The organism is Desulforegula conservatrix Mb1Pa (genome assembly GCF_000426225.1).
Lineage (GTDB): Bacteria > Desulfobacterota > Desulfobacteria > Desulfobacterales > Desulforegulaceae > Desulforegula > Desulforegula conservatrix.
Genome location: NZ_AUEY01000054.1, coordinates 21,186 through 27,735, shown reverse-complemented (window position 1 = coordinate 27,735; position 6,550 = coordinate 21,186). Strand labels below are relative to the sequence as shown.

Here is a 6,550-nt window from a genome sequence, read left to right as displayed (position 1 = left end):
CTGCCTCATATACGAAATGCAGCTCCCTGTCCGGTTTCGAGATCTTCTTCAATAGTTTCTCCACTGAATCAAGATCTCCGCCTATGCTTCCGTAGTGCCTGACCTCTCCTGAACGACCTTCTTCTGCGAGTGCCACATCTATACTATTTTTATGTACATCAAGGCCTACATATATGTTATTCTTCTTCATACCTGCCTCCATGGTTTTGGCTCTGTGTTTTTAGTCTCTAAAAATATAATCCACGTTTGCATGGATGGCAGGTTTTTTCTTTAGATGACAACCATGTTATCTATTCAATGGGATAGCGCTTTGATTTGGAATTGGTATTACCTTCAAAAAATCACCGGGCAAGAATACTTTTTACAGCCAGGATAACATCTGCCACATCTTTATCAGTCAGTTTTGCAGATAACGGTATGCTTACGGTTGAACGGCCGATCTTCATGGCATTTGGATAATCTTCAGGCTTCCAGCCAAACGCCTCCTGATAATACGGATGCTCCGGAACACTCAAATAATGAACACCTGTGCCAATATTAAGCCTGTGCATAGCATTAAGAAACTCATCCCGGCTAATCCCTGTTTTTTCTTCATCTATAAGAATCGTATACAGGTGATATGCATGTTTTATATCAGATGGGATATCAGCTGGAAGGGTCACTGGAAGATCTGAAAAAGCTGCGGAATACTCCTCCCATATTTTTTTACGTCTTAGCCAGTATTCTTCAATCTTTGCCATCTGCCTTATCCCTATGGCAGCCTGAAGATCCATCATATTATATTTAAAACCGCATTCAACAACCTGATAATGCTTGTAGCCCTCATCCGAAAATCTTTTCCAAGCATCCTTGCTCATACCATGAAGGGCGAGAATCTTTATTCTTGAAAAATCTTCCTCGCGGTTTGCAAGAACAATCCCTCCTTCGCCTGTGACAATATTTTTAGTCACATAAAAGGAAAAACACCCGAAATCACCAAATGTACCGGCTTTTCTTCCCTTATACTCAGTTTCTATGGCGTGGGCACAATCCTCGATTATCCTGAGTCCATGCCTGTTTGCAATATCGCACAATGCGTTCATGTCGCATGGCCTTCCAGCAAAATGAACCGGAATGATGGCCTTTGTTTTTGCATTTATTTTATTTTCTATGCACGCAGGATCAATATTCATGGTCAAAGGATCTATGTCCGCAAGAACAGGTGTCGCTCCTGAATGAATAATTGCATTTACTGTCGCACAAAATGTCATGGGAGTTGTGATGACTTCGTCACCAGGTTTCAGCCCGGCAGCAAGAAGGCTAAGGTGTAAGGCCGCAGTGCAGGAATTCACAGCAGCAGCATACGGCACATTCTTATACTCGCTGAAAATTTTCTCAAATTTTGCGACCTTGGGGCCAGTGCCAAGCCATGCGGATTTCATGCTGTCCACAACTTCTTCTATTTCTTCATCACCAATTACAGGTGAACCGAAAACAAGAAAACCTTCTCTCATTTTTTTTACCTTTGGATTTATATGGATTACGAATAAAGGGAGATATGATCTGACCGACATTCGTGATACTTGGGATAAAAAATTAAAATGACCCTCTTGCTGCCATTTCAGCAAAACCAGCCATTCTTATGCCCTTACCTCTCCGGGAATAATTTGGATTCAGGTATGGATCACCAGCCCTTAATACATAGCCCCATTTTTTTGCCAACAATCCATGATCTTTTTTGCTCTCTTCATCCATGCTTAAATTCTGTTCAAAGGTAACAATACATCCTGGTAGCGCAAGATTCCTGAGACCATTTTGTTTCCAAAGCCTGAGACAGAGATCAATATCAAAACCTGACACAGAGAATTCAAGATCAAACCCGCCATTTTCAAAAAAAAGATCTTTTCTTACTGCCATAAATTTGCAGGAAGCCGCCAGTATTTCATGGTCAAGGGACACCCAACCGCCATAACCTGGGCCAGAGGCATCCATACCTTTATGCCAGCTTCCGAACAAACCTCCTGAACCGTCGTTTATTCCCAAAGAAAGACCACAGCTACAAAGACTACCGTCAGAATAAACAATCTTGCCTGTCACAACACCGACATCATTCCTGCAAACCTGGGGAGCAATGATATCAGCCCACCCGGATGAAGGAGAAAGCGAGGCATCCGCAAAAACCAGAATGTCTCCTGCCGCTTTTTCTGCGGCTTTATTTAAGGCTTCGGCAAGAGGCAATTTTTTACTGCATAGAGGCATAACCTCAAGAGCATCTGCCCATCTTAGATCGTTGACCTCTCCAGATGATGAAAGGATAACACTCACCAGGGTTTTTTTATCTATTTTCCTGATAATCCTGCTGTATCCGGGAAATCCGCATTCGGTGTCCCTGATCTCTGCCTCTACCCCTCTACGCATCAGTGCTTCTTCGATGATAAGCTTGTCAAGGCCGTGGGCTTTTGGTTTTGCGGCTGGGCCTGAAGACAGGGAAAGGGGGTGTATCCGCATGTGATAAAGAATATCAGGAATATGAACCACATTGTCTTCGATCTCAAGAAGCCGCAAAAGAAAATCATGATCCTGGGAACCATCATATTCACGCTTTAACCCGCCCACTTTTCTGAAAAGTTCGGTACGGACTGCAACAGGATGATGGATATAATTTGTCCCCAAAAAAAGATCAGGCGAATAAGAAGGCTTAAATCCGGGCTGCATACGCCTCATTGTCTGGTCAAAACGGTCTTCATCCGCGTAAATCAATGAAACAGGCTTTGCTTTACCCGCAGAAATAATTTTCTCAGCAAAGGCTGAAAGGCAGAACCTGTCAAGGATGTCATCATGGTCGAGAAAAAAAATGTACGGAGCTTCGGCAAACTCGGCGGCCCTGTTTGTTGCTGCTGATATTCCGCAACGTTTTTCATTAAAGAAGACCTTTATTCCTGGGTCATTCTTCTGATATTTTTTAAGCATTCCGTGTATTCTGGGATCTTTTGATGCATCATCGACAAGGATTAGCTCCCACCCTTTGTATTTCTGTTTTTTTACTGACTCGACGCACGAATGAAGCCATATTGGTTCAGGATCGCATACTGGAACAAGAATCGAAAAAAGGGGGGAGGAACCTTCATGCCGGGTCTGATATATGACAGGCGCAATTTTTTCCCTCATTCTGCACCATTCGCCAAAACCTGCGGCAGCTTCTCCAGGCCCAGGATTTAAAGCCCATTTGGGGGGAATTAAACCAAAAGCATCTGAAAATTTCACGCATGTCTTTTTTATAATAGGAATGGCACGTCCCATAAACCTGTCATAAAGAAGAGGATCTACACCAAGAGGTAAACGGTTCCCGGAATCAAAAATCTTCAGGATGGATATTTTATCGGATTTTAAATCCTTTTTTTTTTTGCTTATTGCTAAACCATCCAAACAATTAATTCCATTCATGGACAGAAGACTATCAGCTTCTTGAGGAACTTTATCAGGGCCGGGCTTTTTAAGAATCCGCCATAACACAAGCGGCGTACAGCAAAGACCTATCAGGGGAGCTGTAAAAAAGGCGCATAAAGAAAGGAAGGGACGTGAATCGGCTTCGTAAAGCGCTCCATTATGATAATATGCTGAAAACCTTCCTGGCATGGATGTGATTCGTCGGACTGACATGGCAGCATCAGTTATGACAAGATCATAATCAAATGATTTCATCCTGAAAAAAGCCCTTAAGAATGACGTCCTGACAGAGCCTCTTTCGTATTTACCGAAAAAACCGTTAAAGCTTGAATTATTTTTCTCCTCGCAAAGAAGGTCAGTCCGTTTCTTATTTTCAGCCAAAGTATTAATAAGGCCCAGTATTTCAGGAGCAAACTCATCAACTGAAAGATCCACAAGGATTTTTTCAATCCCTTTCCTCTTAAACCATTCCGGATCGATCCTTTTTCTGTTTAGAGGAAACAATACAGGCGAGGACCATGATCCGTATCTGAATTTCAAGGCATCTTTCAGTGCTGAAAAAAGAATACGGCAATGCTCTTTATCCCCCTGAACCAAGCTTGTAGAGATATCCCTGATAAGTCTTGTCAGACTGATAAAAACGGAAAAAATTTTTCCAAGCCCGGAAGCCATTTTTGATAAAAAATAAAGATTATTCCTATGATAATAATAAAGTCTCATCGGCGAAAAGGGCTTTGCCCAGGGGAAGTCATGGAAAGCAACGGCGGTTGTAACACAGGCCCCTTTCCCTGCTTCTCTTCCCAGTCTGAGGCATAAATCCACATCATCGTTGAATATGAAATAATTCCAGTCCAGTATTCCTGTTTTTCTCAGGGCCGAGCCCCTTACAATGAGGCAGCAGGCGCTGGCGTAATCTATGTCTATAATTTCGTGATCGATTATTTCAGGCAGCTCCCTTTTCTTCAAAAAACGGTTATATGCCCCGACAGGCAGAGATCTGAAAAAATCTACATCACCACCAGTTTCCTGGAGGGTATCAGGTTTTGATGAAATCAGAATTGAAGGAGCGGCAAAGGAATACTCTGAATTTATATCAAGAAAGTCTGTAAGTTTCTCTATGCAGTCAGGCTCAGGCAGGGCGTCGTCATCAAGAAGAAGAACATACTCAAAGCCGGCATCAAGTGCGGCAAGAATCGAGCAGTTGAATCCCCCTGTACCACCCAGATTCACAGGGCTATCAATCAGAACCACTTCTGGAAAATCTCTTTTGACAGATTCTGCGGTACCATCAGAACATGCATTTGCTGTGACATAAACAGGAATTGAAAGCATCCGCATTCGTTCAAGCAAAACAAGAAGCTGATTCTTCTTGTTATATGAAACAACCGCCGCAGCAACCCTTGTATTTATTATTTTATTCCCGAATTTCGTCATCGTTAAGATTTAGATCTAAATAAGCTGATAAGTCAAAAAAATTACAAGGCCGCAAAAAGTCAAATCGCCGTCATTCCGGTGGGGTCTGTCCCTGTGAAAACCGGGAGCCGGAATCCAGAAGTATTTAAAAATACAAAGATCACGGATCAAATCCGGCATGACGCCGTTGCCTTTTTATAGTTTTTGCGAGTCCATCAAAGAATGTTCAAAATCAGCAAATATGAGAACAGTTCCCGTTTATTTAATAAATTTTATGCTTTTTACGGCCATGCCAAGATCTCTCACATCAGAACCTGACAGACCAGATACTGGCCTGAAAATTTGGGACATTTCAAAAAAGCAGATCCCGTTTTCTGCAAACGGAGCATTAAATTTCACCTTGATATCATGCCATTCAAATGACGTGATGAGTTGGTGGGCCAGCTCGCCTTCATCGGTTCTCGCAGTGATATACAAATCATCTTTTCCTTGTGAACCAGGAGCAGGCATGCAGAAAAAACTCACGGATATCGTATCCTTGGGGACAGCAAGGACAAAATGTCCGGCTGTCCATCTGTAAATAAAATCAGATTGTCCTTCAAGGTGATGCCAACCTGTGCCAAGATACCCGGAAGACTCAGGATCTGACATCTCAAATGAATATTTCAAGTCTGTTTTTGCAAGAACAGGTTTAAGCTTTATATCAGAATAGTTCTTTTCAAGAAATGGCCTGTCGTTGGCAATATTGGTTATGACCTGACAATCATTCCAGCACCCGCCGCATGCAAATTTTTCAACATGAGCCCGAAGCTTTTCAGCTGCGTCACCTCGCCAGATTTCATCAAAGGTGTTTTCTCTTATATTACCAAGCTTCTTCATTATTACAGGACAATTTGGGAATACGTCGCCGTAAAGATCTATAACAGCGCCGGAATGAAGGGCTCCGCATTCAATGTCTTTCTGTTTACCTGTGCAGTAGTCTGAAATTTTGCTTAAAAAAACTATTCTGGCTGGGTAATGATTCTTTTTTCTGATTTCAGAATCTATTATTCTCTTGATTGAGTAGTCCATTGAAGCGAGTTGCCCTGCTTCAAGACTATAAACCGAATCATCTCCACCATTTTTGTAGGCACCACCACAATATGCCATACGAGTTGAGAATTCCGCCCCAAGTGCCTCTGCTATTTCATATACTTGTAGAAGCTGGTGAAAATTATTGGAATTAATAGTAAACGAAATAAGCCTTGGAACGCCAAGCTCCCGGAGTCTCTCAAGAAGGAATAAGGACTTGTCATAAGAACCCTTTATCCCCCTTGTCTCGTCATGAACAGAACCTATACCGTCAATTGAAACCTGGATAACAAAATTTTCCCTGTCCCCGCGTTCATTGAGGGTTTTTATGAGCCTTGCCGAAGATAGAGCGTTTGTGGTGATTGTGATATGTCTGTTTTCGGGTACAAGTTCAAGGGCTCTCCAGAAAAAGGAAGAAATAGTCGGTTCTCCTCCTGCAAAACCTATTTCGTGGCAACGTGATACAATGGGGTCATCATAAAAAAGCCCGTGTATTTCTTCATCTGTCAAAGGCTCGATGTCAGACCTGTCATCGCCCTTCCATATAAAACAGTTGACGCACCTCGAATTACACCTGTATGTCGTAAAAAAATTGACTGACTCAATGGCTCTATCAGATAAAAAATTCATTTCAGATCTT

Annotated in this window: 3 protein-coding genes and 1 pseudogene; all 4 read right to left on the bottom strand. The window is 42.3% G+C overall.

The features are described 5' to 3' along the window. Window positions 1-190 (bottom strand): annotated as a pseudogene (locus K245_RS0115900) (IS110 family transposase); the annotation flags it as partial. A 151-nt stretch (window positions 191-341) separates the two neighbouring features. Continuing rightward, a complete protein-coding gene (locus K245_RS0115895; RefSeq protein WP_027360026.1) occupies window positions 342-1,493 on the bottom strand; it encodes a DegT/DnrJ/EryC1/StrS family aminotransferase in 1,152 nt (383 codons plus the stop codon). 82 nt (window positions 1,494-1,575) lie between these two features. Then, window positions 1,576-4,860 carry a glycosyltransferase family 2 protein gene (locus K245_RS0115890; protein WP_027360025.1) on the bottom strand — a complete coding sequence of 1,095 codons (3,285 nt, stop codon included), beginning with the start codon at window positions 4,858-4,860 and terminating at the stop codon, window positions 1,576-1,578. 237 nt (window positions 4,861-5,097) lie between these two features. Further along, entirely contained in the window at window positions 5,098-6,540 is a 1,443-nt protein-coding gene (locus K245_RS0115880; RefSeq protein WP_027360024.1) for a radical SAM protein, read from the bottom strand. Window positions 6,541-6,550 lie beyond the last annotated feature (10 nt).